Origin of the sequence: Myxococcus llanfairpwllgwyngyllgogerychwyrndrobwllllantysiliogogogochensis, assembly GCF_006636215.1 — a bacterium.
GTDB lineage: Bacteria > Myxococcota > Myxococcia > Myxococcales > Myxococcaceae > Myxococcus > Myxococcus llanfairpwllgwyngyllgogerychwyrndrobwllllantysiliogogogochensis.
The window spans coordinates 1-19,911 of record NZ_VIFM01000063.1; the positions used below are offsets into that span (position 1 = coordinate 1).

Below are 19,911 nucleotides of genomic sequence, written 5' to 3' on the forward strand. Positions count from 1 at the left end.
TTGTGTCTAAGAGACAGGGGCTCGGCCCACCGCAAGGCGGTTGGTATCCGGTGTCCACGCCCGTGAAGTTGTCATTCCCGGAGTTCGGTACGCACAAGGTCGTCCACGTCTCCGCGAGCGGCCACGTCACCCACGTGATTCTGGACAACGGAACGCTGTGGGGTTGGGGCGACAGCGCGCTGGGCGAGGTGGGCAATGGAGCGATGCTGGATTTCGCCACCTACCACTCCCCGTACAACTGGGACTGGGGCAAGTACGAGAAGATGGTCTTCCGCCCCGTGCAGGTGGCCCCGGGCGTTACCTTCACGGCCCTGCACAACACCGCGCAGTCGTTCTACAACTACGCCACCGCGACGGACGGCACCATCTACTCCTGGGGCCGGAACAAGACGGGCGTGCTGGGCAACGGCGTGCGGCCCACCGGTGACGTGGCCGGCCGCCCCGACAGTTGGAACGTGGCCACCGCCACGCCCGTGCCCGCGCACCTGCTGACCACGGGCACCGACACGCCGTCGAAGTAGCGCGCATCGTCAGCCGTTCAACACCACGGCCAGCCCGTGGGAGAAGGGCTGGGCGGAAGCGAAGCGGGGTGTCACCGCCCAGCTTCCGTCCGGGCGCAGGTAGCCGAACAGGCCGTTCTCCTTCACGGCGGCCAGCCCTTCCGAGAAAGTGCCATTCACCGCCTGGAAGCGGGGCTCGATGACCAGGGCCCCCTTCCGGTCGATGAAGCCATAGGCGCCCTTCTGCTTCACGGGAGCAAGCCCCTCGCGAAACGCGCACTCCGTCAGGCTCGTGTCCCAGTTCGAGAAGCCAGGCTCCAGCACCCAGGCGCCGGACTCCTCCACGAAGCCGAACTTCTTGCCCTTCACGACCAGCGCCAGCCCGTCCGAGAAGCGACCCATCGTCTCGAAGTCGAAGCTGGCGAGGCACTGGCCCTTGGGGTCGATGAGCCGGCTCTGCTCTGCCTTGGGGCGCTCCTTCAAGACGACGTGTGCCTTGCCGTCGAAGAAGGGCCGGGCGAGTCCACCGCCGAACCCGTCCAGCACCACCTCGCCCCTCCGGTTGATGTACGAATCGGAGCCCTTCGCCCCCGCGCGCATCACCGGCGCGAGCCCCGAGCCGAAGCGCCCCACGTTGACGTAGGTCGCCCCGGCCACGACGTACTTCGTGAAGTTCGCCTTGAACTCCACCGGCAACACGAGCTTGCCCTTCACGTCGATGAAGCCCGCGTCCGTCAGGGCCAGCCCATCGCTGAAGCCGGTGAACGCACGCTTCACGTCGAGCGTCCGTTGGCCCTTCACGTCGATGAAGGCCCAGCCGCCCTCGACGGGCATGCGAGCGTGGCCTTCGTTGAAGCTGAAGGGCGTGCCATGGGGGCTGGGGATGACCAGCTCCCCCTTCGTGTCGATGAAGCCGTAACGCGTTGTCACGGCGCGGACCCTATCCTCCGGGCCCGCGCCCGTCGACGCTCAGGGCCGCGTGCAGGAGCGTCCGCCGCCCGCGTGATACATGAGGTCCTGATAAACGGTTTGCGCGAGGATGGGCGTCTTGCTCTCCAGGCGCTGGACGGTGACACCGTTGCGCTGGAGCTCGAAGACAGGCGTGGTGCCGGGGACCAGCGCCGCCTGGAAGGCCGTCACTCCCGCGCTCGTCACATCCAGCGTGCGCACGTCGGTGCCCTGGGTGATGACCAGCCGGCCCGGCTCCTTGAGGAAGGCGAGCAGCTCCACCTGGTTGGACGCGGCGACCCCGCCCCGCAGCTTCATCACGCGCGCCGTCTGCTTCGCGGCGTTGAAGGGCGCATCCGTGCGGTGCCGGCGGTGCGTGTAGTAGAGCGTGTCGCGGACGATGGTGGGCCGCTGACCCGTCTTGAACCACGTGGTGTAGTACGCAATCCAATCCATGACGACGTAGCCGCGCTCCTGCGACGCCGTCATCCACGACTCGCCGTAGTCGGTCAGCGTCAGCAGGGTGACCCAGTCCGCGTCGCCCTCAATCGCCTTCTCGAACTGCGAGCGGAACGCGAGGCTGTTCTGCGCCTCCCAGTACACGCGGCTGCTGTTCTCGCTGTCGGTGAGCTTGTGGCGCACGTCCTCGAACGCGACGGGGGACATCCACTTCTTGCCTCGGCGGTGCGACTCCACGCTCCAGCGGCGCATGTTCTCCGCGGACTGCGCGGTGCGCTCGCCCCACGTGGAGAAGCCCGTCACCAGGGGGTTCCACTCCGCGTACTTCGTCACGTCGCCCGTGTACGACAGGAGCGGCCAGAAGGTGACCTGGATGTTCTGCGCCGCCAGCCGCGTCTTCAGCTCCGTCCACCAGGCCACCGACTTGCGCTCGGGGTTGAAGGTGGCGAGGACGATGGCGCCATCGAGCTTGTGCACGGACGGGTGATTGGCCACGGAGGCAATCATCGACACCAGTCCATCCGTGGTGCCCGCGGCCTCGGTGGGGAAGTCCGGACTGAGGACGATGCGGAACTCCGGGTCCACCGCCGCCGCCGCGGCGAGCATGACGGTGAGCTGGTTGTTCCGCGTGTCGGACGAGACGCGGTACGGGTGCTCGTAGAGGAAGCCATCCATGCCGGAGGCAATCGCGCGGCGGACCTCCGTCTCGAAATCACGCTGCCGCCACGCGCTGTCGGCCCAGGGGGCGCGGGGCAACGGCCGGTCCCTCATCAGTCCACCGATGTTGGCGTACTCGCCGTTGCGCGACTCGGGCGTCATCCAGCCCGTCCAGTAGTCCGACGCGGGCTGCGCGTTGTCGATGGAGATGGGGAAGATGGGGTAATAGAAACCGAAGACCTTCTTCGGCGCCGCGCGCAGCGCCGCCGTCGTCGGCATGTCGAACGGGTAGCACGCGGAGATGGGCGTCGGCGCGGTCGTCAGCGTGGCGCTCAGCTCCAGGTTGAAGCGCGCATCGGACGTGTTCGCCGCGGACTGGTGCAACTCCACCGCGAGGACGTTCGTCCCCGTGCGCAGCGCCGCCACGTCGATGGCCTGACTCATCCACGTCTGCTCTTCCGCGGGCAACGAGACGGTGGCGGGCGCCAGCGTGCGGTAGCCCACCGTTCCGGCGGGCAGGTTGCTGCGGAAGACCTCCGTGCCGTTCAGGTAGACGATGGCCCCGTCATCCCGCTGCAGCCGCACCAGCAGCTCGCTGACCCGCGCCGCGTCCGCGACGGTGAAGGCGTGCCGGAAGTACGTGGTGATGTGCTTGTTCGTCGCGTTGGAGCCGTAGGAGACCGCCGTGGACAGGTCCGTCTCCGCGTAGCCCAGCGGCGAAGCACCCGCGGGCCAGGCCGCGTCGGAGAAGCCCGTCGCCGACCACGTCGTGCCCAGGTCCACGCCCGTGTCCAGGTAGCGCCACGACGCGCCCGTCGCGACGAGCACCGTCGCGAGTGAAGGCGCGGCGGCGGCGGCCAGGTCCGCGTCCGGCGTCGTGGGGAGCGCGCCCACTTCGGGAGCGCCGTCTCCAGAGGGAAGCGACTCGTCAGGAGCGCCTCCCGCGCAGGACATTGACAGCAGGGGCGCTAGCAGGAACGCGGCGAGCCGCGCCCTCGGAAAATCCATCGGGATGCGCATCGATCAACCTCGAGAGGCCCTTCGCCCGGGGGGACGAAGAGAGGGGGGTTATCCCCGAGACACAGGAGGTCTCCGGATGGCGCAGACAATCCGGATGTCTTTCGCGTTTTACCTGTAAGTCCTTGAGCCGAGCGGACCGTTGGAGCGAGGCCCTGGCCGGGGCTCACGTCACGGCAGCAGCTCTTCCTTCTTCAGGAGTTTCTTCGCGAGCGTGGTGTAGGACCACTCGCCCTCCTCATCCACCAGCCCCTTGTGGAGCAGCTTGCCCAGCTTGGGACCGATTTCGCTGGAATGGCCCACGAGGTGCTGCGGCGCGCGCACCTTGTCGATGGCGTCCTCACGGTCATCCGAGACGACGAGCCGGGCGGACAGCGTGTCCGCGTAGGCGGAGTAGTCGCTGTAGTAGGTCCACGCCACACCCTGGAGGGCGAAGTCGCCCAGCACGACAATCTCTCCGTGGAAGAGGAGGTTGTTCGCCTTGAGCGAGCCTCCGACGAAAAGCAGCGAGTAGTCGAAGCCCTCGTGGATGATGTTGCCCTCTACCACCAGGTCTCCCGCGACGAGCAGGCGGCCCTGGTCCTCGATGATGAGGTTGCCCTTCACGGTGACGCTCTTCGCGTCGAGAAGCTGGTCCTGTCCCTCGGAGATCCTCAGGTCCGTGGTCACCTGCTTCACTTCGGCCGAGGGCGACAGCTTCGCCTTGAGCGAGGCCCGCTTGGCGGCCGAGCCAGCGTGAGCGTGGAGCGAGGGTTCCTGGAGCAACTTTTCGAAGAGCGTCATGCATCCAGGCTAGGAGTCCGCCCGGCTCCTGACGAGTGGAATGTCCTGGCCAAACCTCCATGAGAAGCCTTGGCCGCTCGGCTCCGGGTATACTGGGAGCTTCGGCCGGGAAAACGGTGTGAGGTCTGCGTGGCATTGACCAGGACTGTCCGGTGGGTTTCGACGCTCTGGAGCGCGGGTGCTCGGGGCGTGGCCGCCCAGGGAGCGCTGCTCGCCTGCGCGCTGCTCTTCGCCCAGACGGCGGGTGCGCAGACGACGGAGGACCGGGCCTACGTTGGCGTCACCTTCGCGCGCGGCACCGAGATTGGCTCACAAGGCGGCAGACTGGATGAGCGCAAGCAGTTGGAGCTGCGCCTCCCTCTCCCGCCCGTGTTCCTGGGTCGCACGGTGCTCGTGCCCTCCTTCGGCTACGAGACGCGCTTCATGGGGCTGGAGCAGCACGGCCCGCTCGCGGACGTCGCCGAGGAGAAGCTGGGAAGACAGTTCCATCGCTTCCAGCTCGGACTCACGCTGATTCGTCCGCTCACACCCCGGTGGATGCTGGTGACGGGCGCGGTGGCGAACACGCGCACGGACTTCAAGAGTTCCTTCGACTTCGGGCTGGACACCTCGTGGGCGGGCTTCGCCATGGCGAACTACCTGATTGGAGGAGACCCGGACGTGCGGCTGACGTTCGGACTGGTGGCGCTGTATCCGTTCGACGCCACGCCCGTCGTCCCCATGATTGCCTTCGCGTACCGCAAGGGGCCGTACATCCTGGAGGTGGGCCTGCCTCGACTCGCCATGTTGTACAAGGTGGGCGACGGGCTGGAGCTGGGCATCACCGGCATGTTCGATCAGCAGGTCTTCCGTTCTCGCATCCCGTATGACGAGCAGGGCCCCAGGCCGCACTACATCCGGGAGACGGCACTGCGCTTCGGCCCCACGGTGAATGCGCGCCTGGGCAACGGAAACCTCTGGGTCAGCTCGTCCATCGGGCTCGACTTCCTGAACGACTACGCGCTGCTCGACAAGGACCGGGACCGGGTGGAGTTGGGGTTGCTCCAGTCCACGGGCCCGGCGCCCTATCTCCGGGTATCGCTCGGCTGGCGTCCTCCGCGTCGCCCCAGGGAAGCCATCCGGCCCGTTGGCGGTCCGCCGGAGCGGGCCGCGCCGCAGGGCAACTCTCCAACGCTCATCCGATGAAGGGCGTGAGCGCCTTCAACCAGACAACGACGGCGGCGGCGCCCGCATCGGGCACACCGAGCGCCCTGCTCCCCAGGTAGCTGGCGCGTCCGAGCCGAGGCTGCATGCGCGCGGTGGCCTCCGCGCCCTGCTCACCCTCGCGCACCGTCGCGGCCCAGGCCTCGGCGGTCGACCTTCCGGCCTTCAGCTCTCGCGCGAAGGCATCGGCGGCGGGCTTGAGCGCATCGAGCATGGTGCGGTCTCCGGGCCGAGCTCCGCCGAGCTGAGCCACCGCGTCGACGGCGAGGCCGAACGCATCCGCCCAGGCGGGAGCATCGGTGGAGCCCTCGGAGAGCCGCCGCGCGGCGCGCAGCAGCGCCGTGGCGTAGAACGGCCCCGAGCTTCCGCCGATGGCGCGCCGCAGGGCATCACCGATGGACGTGAGGGCTCGCGAGGGATTCGTCCAGGAGGACTCGGGCAGGGCGCGAATCGCCGCCGCGCCGCGCGACAGACTGAGGCCCAGGTCCCCGTCTCCCGCCGCGCTGTCGAGTTCCGTGAGGCGTGTCTCGCTCGCCTCGAAGGCCGTGGCCACGGCGAGCGCGGCCTCCTTCACGCGCTCCATTCCCGGTTGACGTGCCTCCTGGCTGGGAGGTGTGAGCGGCGTGGCGGGGACGGAACGCACGGGCCGCTCGGGTGCGAGGCGGCCCTCCCCTCCCCATGCGGGTGCGGTGGTCTTCGCGTCGAGCCGGGCGAGGCGCGAGTCGTCCAGCTTCAGCACGGACAGCGAGCAGCCCGGCATCTCCAGCGCGGAGAGGAACGTCCCGGTCCAGGCCCGCTCGACTCGCAGGCCGCGCTCGCGAAGGAGCGTGAGGGCTCGACGCGTGACCATGGCCAGCTCCATCGGTGGAGTGCCACCCAGTCCATTGACGAGCAGGGCCACCGGGGTGCGTGCTTCGAGGTTCCGGTCCTCGATGATGGTGGAGAGCAACGTGTCCACCAGCACATCGACCTGTTGGAGTGGGGCGCGTCGCACGCCCTGCTCACCGTGGATGCCCAGGCCCAGCTCGATTTCATCGTCGCCCAGCGTGAAGCCAGGACGGCCCGCCGCGGGAACGGTGCACGGGCCGAGCGCGACGCCCATGGTGCCCAGCTCCGCCGAGGCCGCCTGCGCTTCACGGAGCACGTCCTTCAGGGACAGGCCCGCAGCCGCGGCGGCGCCCGCGATTTTGTGGACGAGCACGGTGCCGGCGATGCCGCGACGTCGCGCGGGTTCGACGGTGTCGCGCAGGGCGACGTCATCGGCGACCACGACGACCTCCACGGGGATGCCCTCCGCGCGGGCCAGCTCGGCGGCGAGGCCGAAGTTGAGCCGATCACCGGTGTAGTTCTTCACCACGAGGAGCGAGCCCGCGGGGCCGGACACCGCGCGGATGGCGGTGAGCACGGCGTCCGTGCTCGGTGAGGTGAACACGTCCCCGGCGACCGCCGCGTCGAGCATGCCCGCGCCCACGTAGCCCGCATGCGCCGGCTCATGCCCGCTGCCACCCCCCGAGATGACGGAGACCTTGCGCTGCCGGGGGTCGGCCGGCGTGTCGGCGCGGATGACCACCGTCTCCTCGTCGAGCAACACCTGCCCCGGAGCGAGCGCGACGAATCCCTCCAACATCTGCCTCACGACGGCCCTGGGCTCATTGACGAGCTTCTTCACCGGTTCCTGCTCCTTGGCTGCGGCGGACGGCCTGAACGGCGGGAGTAAAGCACGGGCATACCGGCACGGCGTCGGGACGAGCGGCATGACGGGGGCGCCCGCGTCGGAAACGTCCGCCAGCCATCGCCCCGCCGCATGACGCTCGCGTCCGACAGCGACGGAGGCGAGCCCCGGCAGGCAAACCCACACCCAGGGCCCACCGCTCCACACTGAAGCCTCGGCGGAAACGGCGGACCCGGTGCGAGTCACTGCATGACGCTCGAGTCCGACAGCGACGAAGGATCCCCTCTGCACGCAAACCCACATCCAGGGCCCGCCGCTCCCACTTGAAACCTCTGCGGCAACGACAGGCCCGGTGCGCGGCGCCGCATGACGGTCGCGTCCGACGGCGATGGACGCGAGCCCGGCATGAAGACCACGCCCAGCAACTTGAAGCCTCGGCGGCAACGACAGACCTGGTGCTCGTCACTGCATGGCACTTGCGTCCGACAGCGACGGAAGGGAGCCCCAGCACGCAAACCCACACCCAGGGCCCACCGCTCCACACGGAAGCCTCGGCGGAAACGACAGGAACGGTGCGCGGCGCCGCATGACGGTCGCGTCCGCCGGTGACGGAAGCGAGCTCCAGCACGCAAACCCACGCCCGAGCCCGCCGTTCTCCGCTGAAGCCTCGGCGGAAACGGCGGACCTGGTGCGCGTCACCCGCCGTCGTGCTTCCTCACGCGCGTCGGTGACGCAACCACAGCGCGAGCCCCATGAGCCCCATCAGCGTGATGGCGCCCGTTCCCCCACGCGTGCCGCAACCGCCACAGCCCTGCTCCGCCTCGGCGTCCGCGCCCAGCGCCTTGAACGGTTCCGCGTCCCCCATGCCCGTAGCGTCAAGACACCCTGGCCCCGAGCCCGCGTCCGTCGGTCCCGTTCCACCATCCGTCCCGCCGCCCGTCGCGCCTCCCACCTGCCACGCCAGGAGCTGGCCCGGGTACAGATTGAGGTTCGCACCGGACACGATGCCTCGGCTCACCCGGTCCACGATGGGCTGCGTCTCGCCGGGCAGCGTGATGGTCACGCCCTGCTTCGACTGCATCGACGTGTTCACCACCGCGTAGAAGTTGCCCTGCGCCGAGACCATCTTCCGCACGACGACCTCCGCGTCCGACGCCGCGCCGGCCACCACGGTGCTCGGCAACGCGGGCAGCGCGAGATACGCCGCATGGAAGGCCCGCGTGTACTCGGGGAAGCCACGGCTGATGGACGAGGCTTCGAGATATCCGAGCAGCGTCGGGTCCCCGTTGGCCACCGCGCGCGCCTCGGCCAGCATGGAGTACGGCCCCTGCCGGTCCACCGACATGGAGAGGTAACCCCACAACCCCCCCATCGGCCAGTTGCCATAGCGCTCGTCCGCCGTGTCCTTGGCGTAGTCACCCTTGCCGTCGTCCTCGTTCAGCGGGAAGTGGTGCACCATCGCCAGACCGGATGCGGTGCGGAAGCGGTTGAGCAGCGCGCTGTCCGCCACGCTGTAGAGGCGATTGAATGGATACGTCAGGTAGACGCCCTCCGACGTCTTGTAGCGGTCCGGGTCCGCCGGCGGGAAGCTGTTGAAGGGCTCGCCCCAGCTGCGGTTCAGGTGCTCGGTGGGCGGCAGCTCGTCCGAGGTGAGGGCCTTGCGGTACGTGCCGTCCTGGAGGAACGCGGCGGGCTCGGTGGGGGGATAGCGGTACTGACAGCAGCGGTCCGTGGCGTCACCCGGCGCGCAGCACCCCTGGTTGTCGATGACGGACCATGCGGCCGGATCGTCCGTGACGGTAACCGCCATGTCCGGCAGGTCTTCCGGCGTGGGCAGCCCCTCTTCCGGATACGGAGTGAAGAGGACCTGCGCATTCGCCACGCCGTTCTGCCGGAGATAGTCGCGGATGGCCTCCAGGAAGGCGCGCCGCTTGCCGAACCACCACGCGTAGTACTGCGCCCGCAGCGTGACGTTCGTCTGGAGCATGGGGCGCGACACGCTCTGACCCGTGTCATTCGAGAACCGGCCGAGCGCCTCCGGCGCGAAGCTCACCGGAAGGTCCGTGGGGCGCGTGCGGAACCACGCACCCAGGAAGTTCACCTGGCTCTTGAAGTGGAGCACCGTGGCGTCCATCAACTTCTTCACGTCCGCCAGCGCATCCGGGTCCGACACATCCACGCAGTTGTCGTCCGCCCAGTAGATGGGCGAGTAGATGTCCCCGTCCCGGTCGAACAGCGGCTTGCACCGGCGCTGCTCACCCAGCGGCTTGAGCCCACACACCGGCGGCTGCTGCCAGGGCTCGATGCAGGTGTGCCACTTGGAGATGGACTTGCAATCGGAGTCCTGCACGCACGACGTGCTCGTGTAGACGCGCTCACCGGAGATGGCACCGGTGTATTCGTAATAGGGCAGCACGGAGAACCCGTTGGCCGCCGCGCGAGACACCGCCGTGGCCCACAGCGTCGGGTCCCTGGGCTGAACGTACCACGGTGGCGCGGAGAACGAGTCCGCGTCCCAACCCTCCGTGTAGCCGAACTCCATCAGGTCGTGCCCGTACGTGTCGATGCCGAGGAACTTCGCCTGCTTCATGCGGTAGTCGAACCACGTGCCGGGCGAGGTCGCGGGCTGACAGTCCGTCTCCGCGCCCTGCGCGCAGATGGCCGTGTCGTCGTTCATCTCCTCCCGCCAGAAGACATGCCTGCGAGGCAGCGGCGCGGGCGGATAGTTGATGGCCAGGTCCAGGCTCGCGGGATTCGGGACCTCGAAGAGCCGGATGCGCGAGACGGCCGTGCCCTTGTCCGTCGGTGAGCCATGGCGCGCGAAGTGCCCCACGGAGACCCAGAAACCATTCGCCGGTCCCTCGGGGCGCCGGGTGTCCTCCACGTTGCGCTGACCGACGATGGGCGCGAAGCGGTCATGCAGGTAGAAGAACTGCCGGAACTGCTGCCACTTGCGCGACAGCGGATACTTGAGCGACTCCGGATTGGGATAGGCGTACTGCTCCCGGAAGTCGCCAATGGACGTGCCGGTGCTGATGCCCCGGAACTTGTCGGCGCCCTTGTTGGCCACCCCCATCAGCCGCGACTCGTCATCCGGGTACTCCACCACCAACAGGTAGGCACGTCCGGCCTGGAGCCCCTTGCCCGCCCCCAGCTTGTAGGAGAAGGACTTCGCCCGCGGCCCCATCGTCATCGCGCGCACCGGACGCGTCACCCCGTCCAGCGTGAGAGAGCGAATCGTCGAGGTGCTGTTGGCGCCGTGGATGACGGGATGTGGATCCGCGGGGTCTCCGCAGTTCACTTCGTCAATCAGGGGAAGCATCCCGAAGGGTGCCCCCGCGTCCACCAAGGGTTGTCCCAGGGCGGTGGAGGACAACCCCAAGACGAGCAGGCACAGCGGCAAACACGGCGCACGAAGCACGCGAGACTCCAGGAGGGGGGCCGGAGCGGCCAGTCATCCCGGAATATCGTCAATTCAGATACAATAGTTTCCGGATGGGCGGATAATCCGGCGATTCACACCACCCTGAGTCAATTGCTACTGAGTTGAAATATTGACGCGGGGAGTCCGGGGACCACGATAATTCGTGAACCACGAAGTCTCGTGGCACAGCGTCACGAACGCGCGGTGCCGCTCAGCGGACCTTGATGCCCAGCACCTTGAGTCGGGAGGCCAGCGTCGTTGGAGCCAGGCCCAGCAGCTCGGCGGCTCCACCCGGGCCGTACACCTTGCCGCCCGCCGCCGACAGGGCCGCCTTCAGGTTGTCCTTCTCCCGGCGGCGCCACTCCCGCTCGGTGAGGAAGGAGGCGGTGCCCCCCGTCATCGGTTGGCGGCCCTCCGGAAGGGCCTGGTCCAACCGCAGCCTCCCACCGCGCGAGAGGATGACGGCGCGCTCCAGGACGTTCTCCAGCTCTCGGACGTTGCCGGGCCAGTCGTAGCGCTGGAGCGCCTGCACCTGGGCCTGGCTCATCCGGGGCACGGGAACCTTGAGCCGTGCGGAGACACGTTCGAGGAAGTGCTCGGCGAGCAGCGGGACATCCTCCAGTCGCTGACGCAGCGGCGGCACCTCGATGGGGAAGACGCTCAACCGGTAGTAGAGGTCCTCGCGGAACCGCCCCGCCGCCGCCTCTCCCTTCAAGTCCCGGTTGGTGGCGGCGACGATTCGCACGTCCACCTTGCGCGTAACGTCCTCGCCGACACGCTCGAACGAGCCCTCCTGGAGCACCCGCAGCAACTTGCCCTGCAGCTCCAGGGGAATCTCCCCCACCTCGTCGAGGAAGAGCGTTCCCCCGTCAGCAGCCTGGAAGCGGCCCGCCCTGTCCCGGTGCGCTCCCGTGAAGGCCCCTCGCACGTGGCCGAAGAACTCGCTTTCGAACAGCTCCCGGGGAATGGAGGCGCAGTTGACGCGGATGAGGGGCCGCTCCCGGCGAGGGCTCTGCTCGTGGATGGCACGGGCGATGAGTTCCTTGCCCACCCCCGACTCCCCGAGAATCAGCACGCTGGCCGTCGTGGCCGCCACGGGCTGAATCTGCTGAAGCACCCGCCGGAGGGCCCCCCCGCGGCCCACGATTTCTCCGAAGGAGAGCGCGTCCTTCACTTCTTCCCGCAGATAGTCGCGCTCCAGCTCGAGCTGCCCTCTCAGCCGAGCCACCTCCTCGAAGGCCCGCGCGTTGGAGAGGGCCACCGCCGCATGGTCCGCGAACGCACGCAGCCACGAGAACTCCGAGCGCCCCAGCTTGCGGCGGCTGAACACGGCCAGCACCCCGAGCACTTCGCCCCGGAAGACGAGGGGCTGGGCCGCGAAGCTCTGGATGCCCTCGCGGCGCGCCCACTCCCGCCGCACCAGCCAGTCCGCATCTCCGGAGGCGCACTGGAGGAGGACGGCCTCTCCGGTCGCCCCGACCTGGCCCACCTTGCGCACGCCCAGGGGAAAGCGCCGGAAGGCTCCCTCCAGGCCTGACCACTCCTCGTCGCTCTTCCGGGAGCCCCCCGCGCTCGCCGCCAGATGCAGACACCGGGAGGTGTCCGGACACTCGGCGCGCATGGGACACGTCCCACAGAGGTCACCCGGCGCGATGAGCCAGATGCGGCCCAGCGCCACATCCGGCTGCGCGGCGAGCCCCTGGACGATGCGGGCGAGCAGCAGGTCCACCGAGCGGACCTGGGCCATGGCCAGGGAGATGGACTGGAGCGCCTCGGCGTACATCGCTCCTGCTTACCCAGGCGCGCCTCGGGTCGCCACGACTTCTCGTCCACCCCGAGATTTCGTGGTGACGAGCGAAGTACGCATCCTGGTTCAGTCCGGCGTCAGCAGCGAGCGCGGCGAGGGCACGGGGAGTGCAATGGGTGGAGGCTTCACTTCCATGGGAGGCCCTGCTTCCCATCTCAAGACAGGAGCAGGACATGCCCTCACCTCTTCGCCCGCCCTTCACGCTGGAGACGGCTCGCGCCAAGGTCCAGGCCGCCGAGAACGCGTGGAACAGCAGAGACCCCGAGCGGGTGGCGCTCGCCTACACGGAGGATTCCGAGTGGCGCAACCGCACCGAGTTCTTCCGGGGGCGCGAGGCCATCACGGACTTCCTGCGGCGCAAGTGGGCCCGGGAGCTGGACTACCGGCTGATGAAGGAGTTGTGGTGCTTCACCGAGTACCGCATCTCCGTGCGCTTCGAATACGAGTGGCACGACGCCACGGGGCAGTGGTTCCGCACCCATGGCAACGAGCACTGGGAGTTCGACGCCGAGGGACTGATGCGCCGCCGCGACATGAGCGCCAACGACATCCCCATCCTCGAGGTGGAGCGGCGCTACCGCTGAGTCCCGCCAGCGGGTCCACCGCCTCTCAAGGCACTGGCACGGAGGGAAGCCGCCAGTGCTGGAGGACGGCCAGCATCCTCAAGCCGAAGCAGGCCACAGCGCCCAGGCGCGCCCGAACGTCAGACGCCGTCCAGGCCGAGCTCGCGGATGCGGCGCAGGAGCGCGCGGCGGGAGACCTCCAGGCGCTGCGCCATCTCATCGACGTCACCCGCGCACTCATGAAAGCACCGGGTGAGTTCCTCGGGGCTCACTTCGCCCGCGGACCTCAGGAGCGTGCTCTTCTCGATGAGCAGGTAGACGGAGGACCGGGAGATGCCCAGCCGCACCGCGGTCGCCTGGAGGTCCCACCCACTGGCGCGCAGGGTCGCCAGCAGCTCCTGCTCCCCCACGTCCGACGGCCGCCGACGGATGGACACTCCCGGCATCAGGGTCCTCCCCAAGGCATCCACGTCGGCCCAGCGCAAGGCGGGCTCTGGAAGCGCGCGTCCCCCGACGGGCGTGGTCGCGGAGTCGAGCAGCTGTTCCAGGTGCGCTTCCACGCGCAGTTGGGAGAGCCCCCGGCTCCCGATGACGAGCTGCCGGGTGACGTTGTGCAACTGCCGCACGTTGCCGGGCCACGCATAACGCAGCAGCCGCGCCACCAGGGACGCGGGCAGCCAGGGCTCGCCACGGATATCTCCCGCCATCAGTCGATGTGCCTCACCGATGACCGCCAGTTCCCGACGCGCGAAGTGGAGGAACAGGGGGCCCATGTCCTCGCGGCGCTCGCGCAAGGCGGGCACCCGCAGCTCGAAGCCCGCCAGCCGGTGCAGGAGCGGCGCCTTGAAGAGCCGCTCCGCGATGCGCGTCTCCAGGTCCGCGTCCGTCGCCGCGACGAGCCGCACGTCCACGGGCACCGGGACATGGCTGCCCACCGGATACACCTCGCCCGTCTCCAGTACACGAAGGAGCGCCGTCTGCACTTCGGAGGGAGCCTCCCCCACTTCGTCCAGGAGCAGGGTGCCGCCATGCGCGGCGCGGAAGAAGCCTTCACGGTCCCTGCTGGCCCCCGTGTACGCGCCTCGCTGCGCGCCGAACAGCTCCGAGGCCACCAGGTCCTTGGAGAGCGCGCCCAGGTTGACGCTGACAAAGGGCCCCGAGCGACGCGGGCCGTGCTCGTGGATGGCGCGCGCCACCAGCTCCTTGCCCGTGCCCGTCTCACCTCGGATGAGCACCGGCACCTGGAGGTCCGCCACTCGCAGGATGTCGTCCCGGAGCTGCTGGAGCTGCTCGGAGGGCCCCACGAGTCCCAGGTCCCCACCGGCTCTCGGGCCCGGAACGGACGTCAGGTGCAGCAACAACACCACGCGCTCGGCGAGCACCAGGGGCACACCCGCGCCCAGCTCCGCCTGCGTCAGCTCCACGCCGCCACTCCTGACGGTCAGGTCGCCGACTCGCACGTGGGTGCCCTGCATCGGAGTCATCAGCCGGAGCCCGCCGTGGGGCCGAGGCTCCAGCATCAACGGCGTGCGACTGAGGAACGGGTCGTCCAAGGGCCGCGCGCCGCTCGCGCCCGGTCGCGCGAAGTCCGGTCCGTTGCGCGACACGGACATGGGCACGCCCAGCGTCTCCATCACCTCGAGCAGCGCCCGCTCCCCCGCTCGCTGCAGGTCGGGGTGAGAGACGATGGTCAGCGTGGGCACGCGCCGACGAACCAGGGCGCTCGCTCCGGATGAGTGCCCCGCGGTCGATTCCCCCTGGTCGGCGGACTTGCGCTGCATGAAGCGACCTGGACCTCTCGTCAGCGGCTTCAATCCTACACGGCGGTCCCACGCGCCCTTCCCTCACCTGCCCAGAAGCCAACACACCCCGCCGGACGTTGGCGAGCGGGCGATTCAACCTACGGACCTCCCGGGGACTCGTCCGCCCGCGAGTCCTCCGGCGCCTCGTCTTCCGGCGGCTCCGCCACCACGGTGAGGATGGGCTTCGCGTCCGCGAGCGAGGGCGTGAAGAGGGACGGCTGGCCCGGGTCATCGAAGACGGTGGAGAAGTCGAGCGGCGTCAGCCCCCGCACCAGCCGCGCGGCGAACGTCTCCTTCAACAGCCGCACGTAGTATTCGACGTCGTAGTCGCGCGGTTCGTTCCCCGCCTCGGAGGAAGTGCTCCCGATGTCGTCGGGCTCCGGCTCCGGCAACAGCCCCGCACGTCCCCCCACGGCTCGGTAGACGCGGATGTGCTCGCCGGAGCCCCAGCTCTTCCTTCCGGCAGCGAGCATGGCCTCGTAGGGCAGCTCGCGCCGGCGCTCGCGCAACGCGCCGTACTGAGCGGAGTCCTTCGTCAACCGGACGTGCGCGGCGACCTCCGTCGTGGGCACCTGTCGCCTGCGCAGCGCCATCACCGTGGAGACATACACGTCCCGCACCGCCGCGAGGTCTCCGGCCAGCAGGCAGCGCACCGCGCGACGCAGGAAGGCCTCACCGAAGGGCTCGGCGCGACTGGAGCGGAAGGCCACGCCCTTGAGCAGCAGCGTCCCGTCGTAGGCCTGGAGCGCGTAGTTCTTCGGTTCATGCGAGAGCATGGCCGCATAGCGGCCGTCGAACTCGAGCTGGACGCGCTGGGGCAACAGCGCGGCGACCTCCGCCACCACCCGGCGCTCATCCTCCTCGCGCCAGTCCTCCGGCACCGCGAAGTACACGCCGTCCGTGTCCGCCTCCAGCAGCGTGACACCCCTGCGGGCCAGCTCGCGACACAGGAGCGCCAGCACCGCGCGCCCACGCCGGGTCACCTCGTTGGCCGCGTGCACGTCCGAGAAGCGCGTCAACCCGGAGGCGCCCAGGTAGCCATAGGCCGAGTTGACGACCAGCTTCATCGCCGCGGAGAGCGCTTCGTTCTCGTGTCGCTCGGATGAGCCCGGCGCCGCCGCGCGCGCCCGCTTCTTCGCCGCCAGTCGCTGGTCCGTCAGCCGGTCCACCATCGACAGCAACGCCCCCAGGCGGTCCCGCTTCGGGCCGATGCGGTACTCGCGCATCAGCGACGGATAGAGGCTGGCCACGTCGGCCTTCACCACGCGCCGGGCCACTCCGGTGGCGAACAGGTGGAGCGCCGCGCCGCTGTGCGACGTGCCATCTCCCTCCTCGTGCGCGGGGAGCGCCGCACCCGCCCGCAGGTACGCCCGCACCAGCAGCGGGTCCAACACCCCCGTGGCCGCGCCCGCGTCCGCCAGTCGCTCGTAGCGGCGGGGCGCCATGCGAGCGAGCGCGAAGGCCGCCCCGCCCAGCAGTCGCGCCAGTCCCTCCGCTTCCCCCACGTCGTCGCGCGCATAGCGCCGCACGCGCTCCGGGTCCGTCTGGAAGACCTCGTGTACGCGCGCGCCAGGGATGTACTCGCGCGCCGGCCCCGCGATGCCGAAGTGCCGCGCGACGGCCTTGAGCCCGTGGCCCGGCAGGTCTCGCACGGCGAAGTCGTGCCGCAGCACCGCGTCCATCGTGTCGATGAACTCGCGTCCGGGCACCGTGAAGCGCGCGCGCCGCATCGGGTCCGCGCTGCGCTCCGCGCCGCGTCCCAGCGCCGAGCCTCGCGCGGACGGCCGGTGCCGCAACCCGGGACCTCCCGCGCGGCCCAGGGGCAGGGAGACGTTGAGCAGCTTCGCGCGCCGCGCGACGAACGGCAGGTCGAAGCCGTGCAGGTTGTGGTTCTCGATGACGTCCGGGTCCAGCACGCGCACCCGCTCGACGAAGCGGCGCAGCAGGTCTGCCTCCGCCGCGTCACCTTCACCGTGCGCCTCCAGCACCTCCGGCTCGCCTTGAGGCCCGCGCAGCGCGATGAGGAAGATGCGGTCCCTGCCCGGGTCCAACCCCGTGGTCTCCAGGTCGAACTGGAGCCGGTGCAGCTCATCGAAGCCCAGCCCCCGGAAGTACGTGCGACCGGAGGCCGTGAGGTACTGCTCCTCCGGCGGCAGCGACAGCACCATGCCCGGGCTCAAGTCGCGCAGATTCGAATACGGGCGCCCCAGCCGCCGCGACACGCCCTGCAGCACGTCCGACGCCAGCGCGCGCCCATCCTCCGCTCGGATGAGGAAGCGCAGCGCCCCCGGCCCCGACAATTCCTGGAACGTCACCCGGCCCGGAACGTAGCCCTCGCGCTCCGGCTTGAGCCGCGCGCCCAGGTGGTCCAGGTCCTCCAGCGTGGAGAGCACCAGCCAGGGCCGGAAGCGCACGTCCTCGCGCACCAGCTCCCCCGTCCCCGGAATCCGCCGCCATATGGACGCGCGGCCGTCGGGCTCCGCCCACACCGAGACGATGCCCGGTGTCGCGTCCCAACCCCACAGCCACTCGTCCTCCACCATGCCGCTCATCATGCCCCACAGCTTGCCGCCCACGGTTGTCAGCGGTATGTCAGGTATCACCCCGCATGCAACGCACCGAGCGACTCTTCGCCCTCGCTGAGTACCTCAGAGGCCGCCGCACCGGCGTGACGGCGGAGACGCTGGCGGAGCGCTTCGGTGTCACCGTGCGCACCATCTACCGCGACCTCGACACCTTGCGCGCCGCGTCAATGCCGGTGGCCGCGGAGCGTGGGCGGGGTGGCGGCTACGCGTTGGACCGCAGCTACAGCCTACCGCCGGTGAACTTCACGGCGCGGGAGGCGGCACTGCTGGTGGCGCTGGGGCGCTTCGCCATCGACATGCGGCTGTTGCCCTTCACGGGGACGCTGGAGTCGGCGCTGGACAAGGTGCGGGCGGCCCTCTCCACGTCGGCGCAGCGCGAGCTGCTCGACAGGCTCAAGGAGCTGTCCTTCCTCGGAGTGCCGTCGCTGCCGAGCAAGGCGTCCGTCCGAGCGGCGATTGAGCGCGCCTGGTTCGAGCAACAGCCCCTGCGCATCACCTACGTGGACGGCAACTTCCTGGAAACCACGCGAGAGGTGCGAATCGTCTCGGTGGTGATGGACCGGCACGAGACTCGCCTGGACGCACTCGACGTGAGGAGCGGCGAGCGGCGGCACTACCGGGTGGACCGCATCGTCCAGGCCGAAGTCACGCGCGCCTTCGGGACCTGACCGACGCCCGTCTCGCGCGGCCATGCCGCAGCGCATCAAAGGCAGACACCCAACAACCGCCGACCCGGGGGCCGGTCGTGCGCGCAATCGGGATAGCATCCGCGTCCCCGAACCCATCAACGACACGCGCCTTGGAGGCGAGCCCGATGGAGAAGCCCTGGTTGAAGCACTACCCGCCTGGAGTTCCGGCGGAAATCGATGACCGGCAGTACCCGACGCTGACGCACCTGCTGGAAGAATCGTTCACCAAGTACGCGGACCGGCCTGCCTTCAAGTGCATGGGCAAGTTCATCACGTACCGGGAGCTGGACGCGTTGTCGCGGCGCGTGGGCGCGTGGCTCCAATCCCGGGGCCTGGAGAAGGGCGCCACCGTCGCCATCATGATGCCCAACGTGTTGCAGTATCCGGTGTGCATCGCCGCGATTCTGCGCGCCGGCTACATCGTGGTGAACATCAACCCGCTCTACACGCCGCGCGAGCTGGAGTACCAGCTCAAGGACAGCGGCGCCCAGGCCATCTTCATCCTGGAGAACTTCGCCGTCACGTTGCAGCAGGTGCTGGACAAGACGCCGGTGCGGCACGTCGTCGTCGCGACGATGGGCGACCTGTTGGGCGGCTTCAAGGGCACGCTGGTCAACTTCGTGGTCCGCAAGGTCAAGAAGATGGTGCCCGCGTTCCAGCTTCCGCGCGCCACCAGCTTCAAGCAGGTGCTGGCCGAGGGAGGCACGCGCACGCTCACCCCCGCCACCACCACGCGCGATGACATCGCGTTCCTGCAGTACACGGGTGGCACGACGGGTGTGTCGAAGGGCGCGATGCTGCTGCACCGCAACGTCATCGCCAACCTGTTGCAGGTGGAGGCGTGGCTCCAGCCCGCGATGAAGGGCCGGAACATCGAGCAGGCGAACATCATCTGCGCGCTGCCGATGTACCACATCTTCGCGCTCACCGTGTGCGGCCTGATGGGCATGCGCATGGGCGCGATGAACGTGCTCATCCCCAACCCGCGCGACATCCCGGCGTTCATCAAGACGCTGTCGGAGCAGCCGTTCCACATCCTCCCGGCGGTGAACACGCTCTACAACGCGCTGGTCAACCACCCGGACTTCAGCAAGCTCGACTTCTCCCACCTGATGGTCTCCAACGGCGGAGGCATGGCGGTGCAGAAGGCGGTGGCGGACAAGTGGTTCGCCGCCACGCGCGTGCCGCTCATCGAGGGCTACGGTCTGTCGGAGACGTCTCCGGTGGCCACCAGCAACACGCCCATCGCCACGGAGTACTCGGGCACCATCGGCCTGCCGGTTCCCGGCACGGAGATCGCCATCCGCGACGAGGACGGCAACGACGTTCCGATGGGAGAGTCGGGCGAAATCTGTATCCGCGGGCCGCAGGTCATGGCCGGCTACTGGAACCGTCCGGACGAGACGGAGAAGGTGATGTTCGCCGACGGCTTCTTCCGCTCCGGCGACATCGGCATCATGGACGAGCGCGGCCACACCCGCATCGTGGACCGCAAGAAGGACATGATTCTGGTGTCCGGCTTCAACGTGTACCCGAACGAAGTCGAGGGCGTGGTGGCGATGCACCCCGGCGTGCTGGAAGTGGCCGCCGTGGGCATCCCCGACGAGCACTCGGGCGAGGTCGTGAAGCTCTTCGTCGTGAAGAAGGACCCGTCGCTCACGGAGGCCCAGTTGATGGACTTCTGCCGTGAGCAGCTCACCGGCTACAAGCGTCCCAAGCACATCGAGTTCCGCACGGAGCTGCCGAAGACGAACGTCGGCAAGATTCTGCGGCGCGAGCTGCGCGAGAAGAAGGTCGCCTGA

The 19,911-nt window shown here is 69.0% G+C and carries 12 protein-coding genes and 1 pseudogene; 5 read left to right on the plus strand and 8 right to left on the minus strand.

What is annotated here, in order from left to right:
* Positions 1-521, plus strand: a pseudogene (locus FJV41_RS17650) (hypothetical protein); the annotation flags it as partial.
* 9 nt (positions 522-530) lie between these two features.
* Here the strand turns inward: FJV41_RS17650 and FJV41_RS17655 are convergent.
* The 3 genes from FJV41_RS17655 to FJV41_RS17665 all read right to left on the minus strand — a co-directional run bounded on the left by FJV41_RS17655 (position 531) and on the right by FJV41_RS17665 (position 4,364).
* Entirely contained in the window at positions 531-1,430 is a 900-nt protein-coding gene (locus FJV41_RS17655) for a WG repeat-containing protein (protein ID WP_141643670.1), read from the minus strand.
* A 39-nt stretch (positions 1,431-1,469) separates the two neighbouring features.
* Positions 1,470-3,584, minus strand: a complete 2,115-nt coding sequence (locus tag FJV41_RS17660; protein WP_141643671.1) for an endo-1,3-alpha-glucanase family glycosylhydrolase — start codon at positions 3,582-3,584, stop codon at positions 1,470-1,472.
* A 168-nt stretch (positions 3,585-3,752) separates the two neighbouring features.
* A complete protein-coding gene (locus tag FJV41_RS17665; protein ID WP_141643672.1) occupies positions 3,753-4,364 on the minus strand; it encodes a hypothetical protein in 612 nt (203 codons plus the stop codon).
* Between the two features lie 129 nt (positions 4,365-4,493).
* Here FJV41_RS17665 and FJV41_RS17670 point away from each other — a divergent pair, with 129 nt between their 5' ends.
* The gene (locus FJV41_RS17670; RefSeq protein ID WP_220137872.1) at positions 4,494-5,549 is read left to right on the plus strand and encodes a hypothetical protein; all 1,056 of its coding nucleotides are present in this window, start codon (positions 4,494-4,496) and stop codon (positions 5,547-5,549) included.
* Here the strand turns inward: FJV41_RS17670 and FJV41_RS17675 are convergent.
* The 3 genes from FJV41_RS17675 to FJV41_RS17685 all read right to left on the minus strand — a co-directional run bounded on the left by FJV41_RS17675 (position 5,539) and on the right by FJV41_RS17685 (position 12,446).
* The gene (locus FJV41_RS17675) at positions 5,539-7,236 is read right to left on the minus strand and encodes a dihydroxyacetone kinase family protein (RefSeq protein WP_141643673.1); all 1,698 of its coding nucleotides are present in this window, start codon (positions 7,234-7,236) and stop codon (positions 5,539-5,541) included. The genes FJV41_RS17670 and FJV41_RS17675 overlap by 11 nt on opposite strands.
* Positions 7,237-7,954: 718 nt before the next feature.
* Positions 7,955-10,660, minus strand: a complete 2,706-nt coding sequence (locus FJV41_RS17680) for a hypothetical protein (protein ID WP_141643674.1) — start codon at positions 10,658-10,660, stop codon at positions 7,955-7,957.
* Between the two features lie 214 nt (positions 10,661-10,874).
* A complete protein-coding gene (locus tag FJV41_RS17685) occupies positions 10,875-12,446 on the minus strand; it encodes a sigma-54-dependent Fis family transcriptional regulator (RefSeq protein ID WP_141643675.1) in 1,572 nt (523 codons plus the stop codon).
* Between the two features lie 197 nt (positions 12,447-12,643).
* Between FJV41_RS17685 and FJV41_RS17690 the strand changes: the two genes are divergently transcribed.
* Complete coding sequence (locus FJV41_RS17690) at positions 12,644-13,054, plus strand: nuclear transport factor 2 family protein (protein ID WP_141643676.1); 411 nt, start codon at positions 12,644-12,646, stop codon at positions 13,052-13,054.
* A gap of 119 nt (positions 13,055-13,173) precedes the next feature.
* Here the strand turns inward: FJV41_RS17690 and FJV41_RS17695 are convergent, their stop codons facing one another.
* On the minus strand, positions 13,174-14,814 hold the full coding sequence (locus tag FJV41_RS17695) for a sigma 54-interacting transcriptional regulator (protein WP_141643677.1): 1,641 nt from the start codon (positions 14,812-14,814) through the stop codon (positions 13,174-13,176).
* 119 nt (positions 14,815-14,933) lie between these two features.
* Positions 14,934-17,387: a DNA polymerase domain-containing protein gene (locus FJV41_RS17700; protein WP_141643700.1), complete on the minus strand. Its 2,454-nt coding sequence runs from the start codon at positions 17,385-17,387 to the stop codon at positions 14,934-14,936.
* 56 nt (positions 17,388-17,443) lie between these two features.
* Between FJV41_RS17700 and FJV41_RS17705 the strand changes: the two genes are divergently transcribed.
* Complete coding sequence (locus FJV41_RS17705; RefSeq protein WP_141643678.1) at positions 17,444-18,088, plus strand: helix-turn-helix transcriptional regulator; 645 nt, start codon at positions 17,444-17,446, stop codon at positions 18,086-18,088.
* A gap of 146 nt (positions 18,089-18,234) precedes the next feature.
* The gene (locus tag FJV41_RS17710) at positions 18,235-19,911 is read left to right on the plus strand and encodes a long-chain-fatty-acid--CoA ligase (RefSeq protein WP_141643679.1); all 1,677 of its coding nucleotides are present in this window, start codon (positions 18,235-18,237) and stop codon (positions 19,909-19,911) included.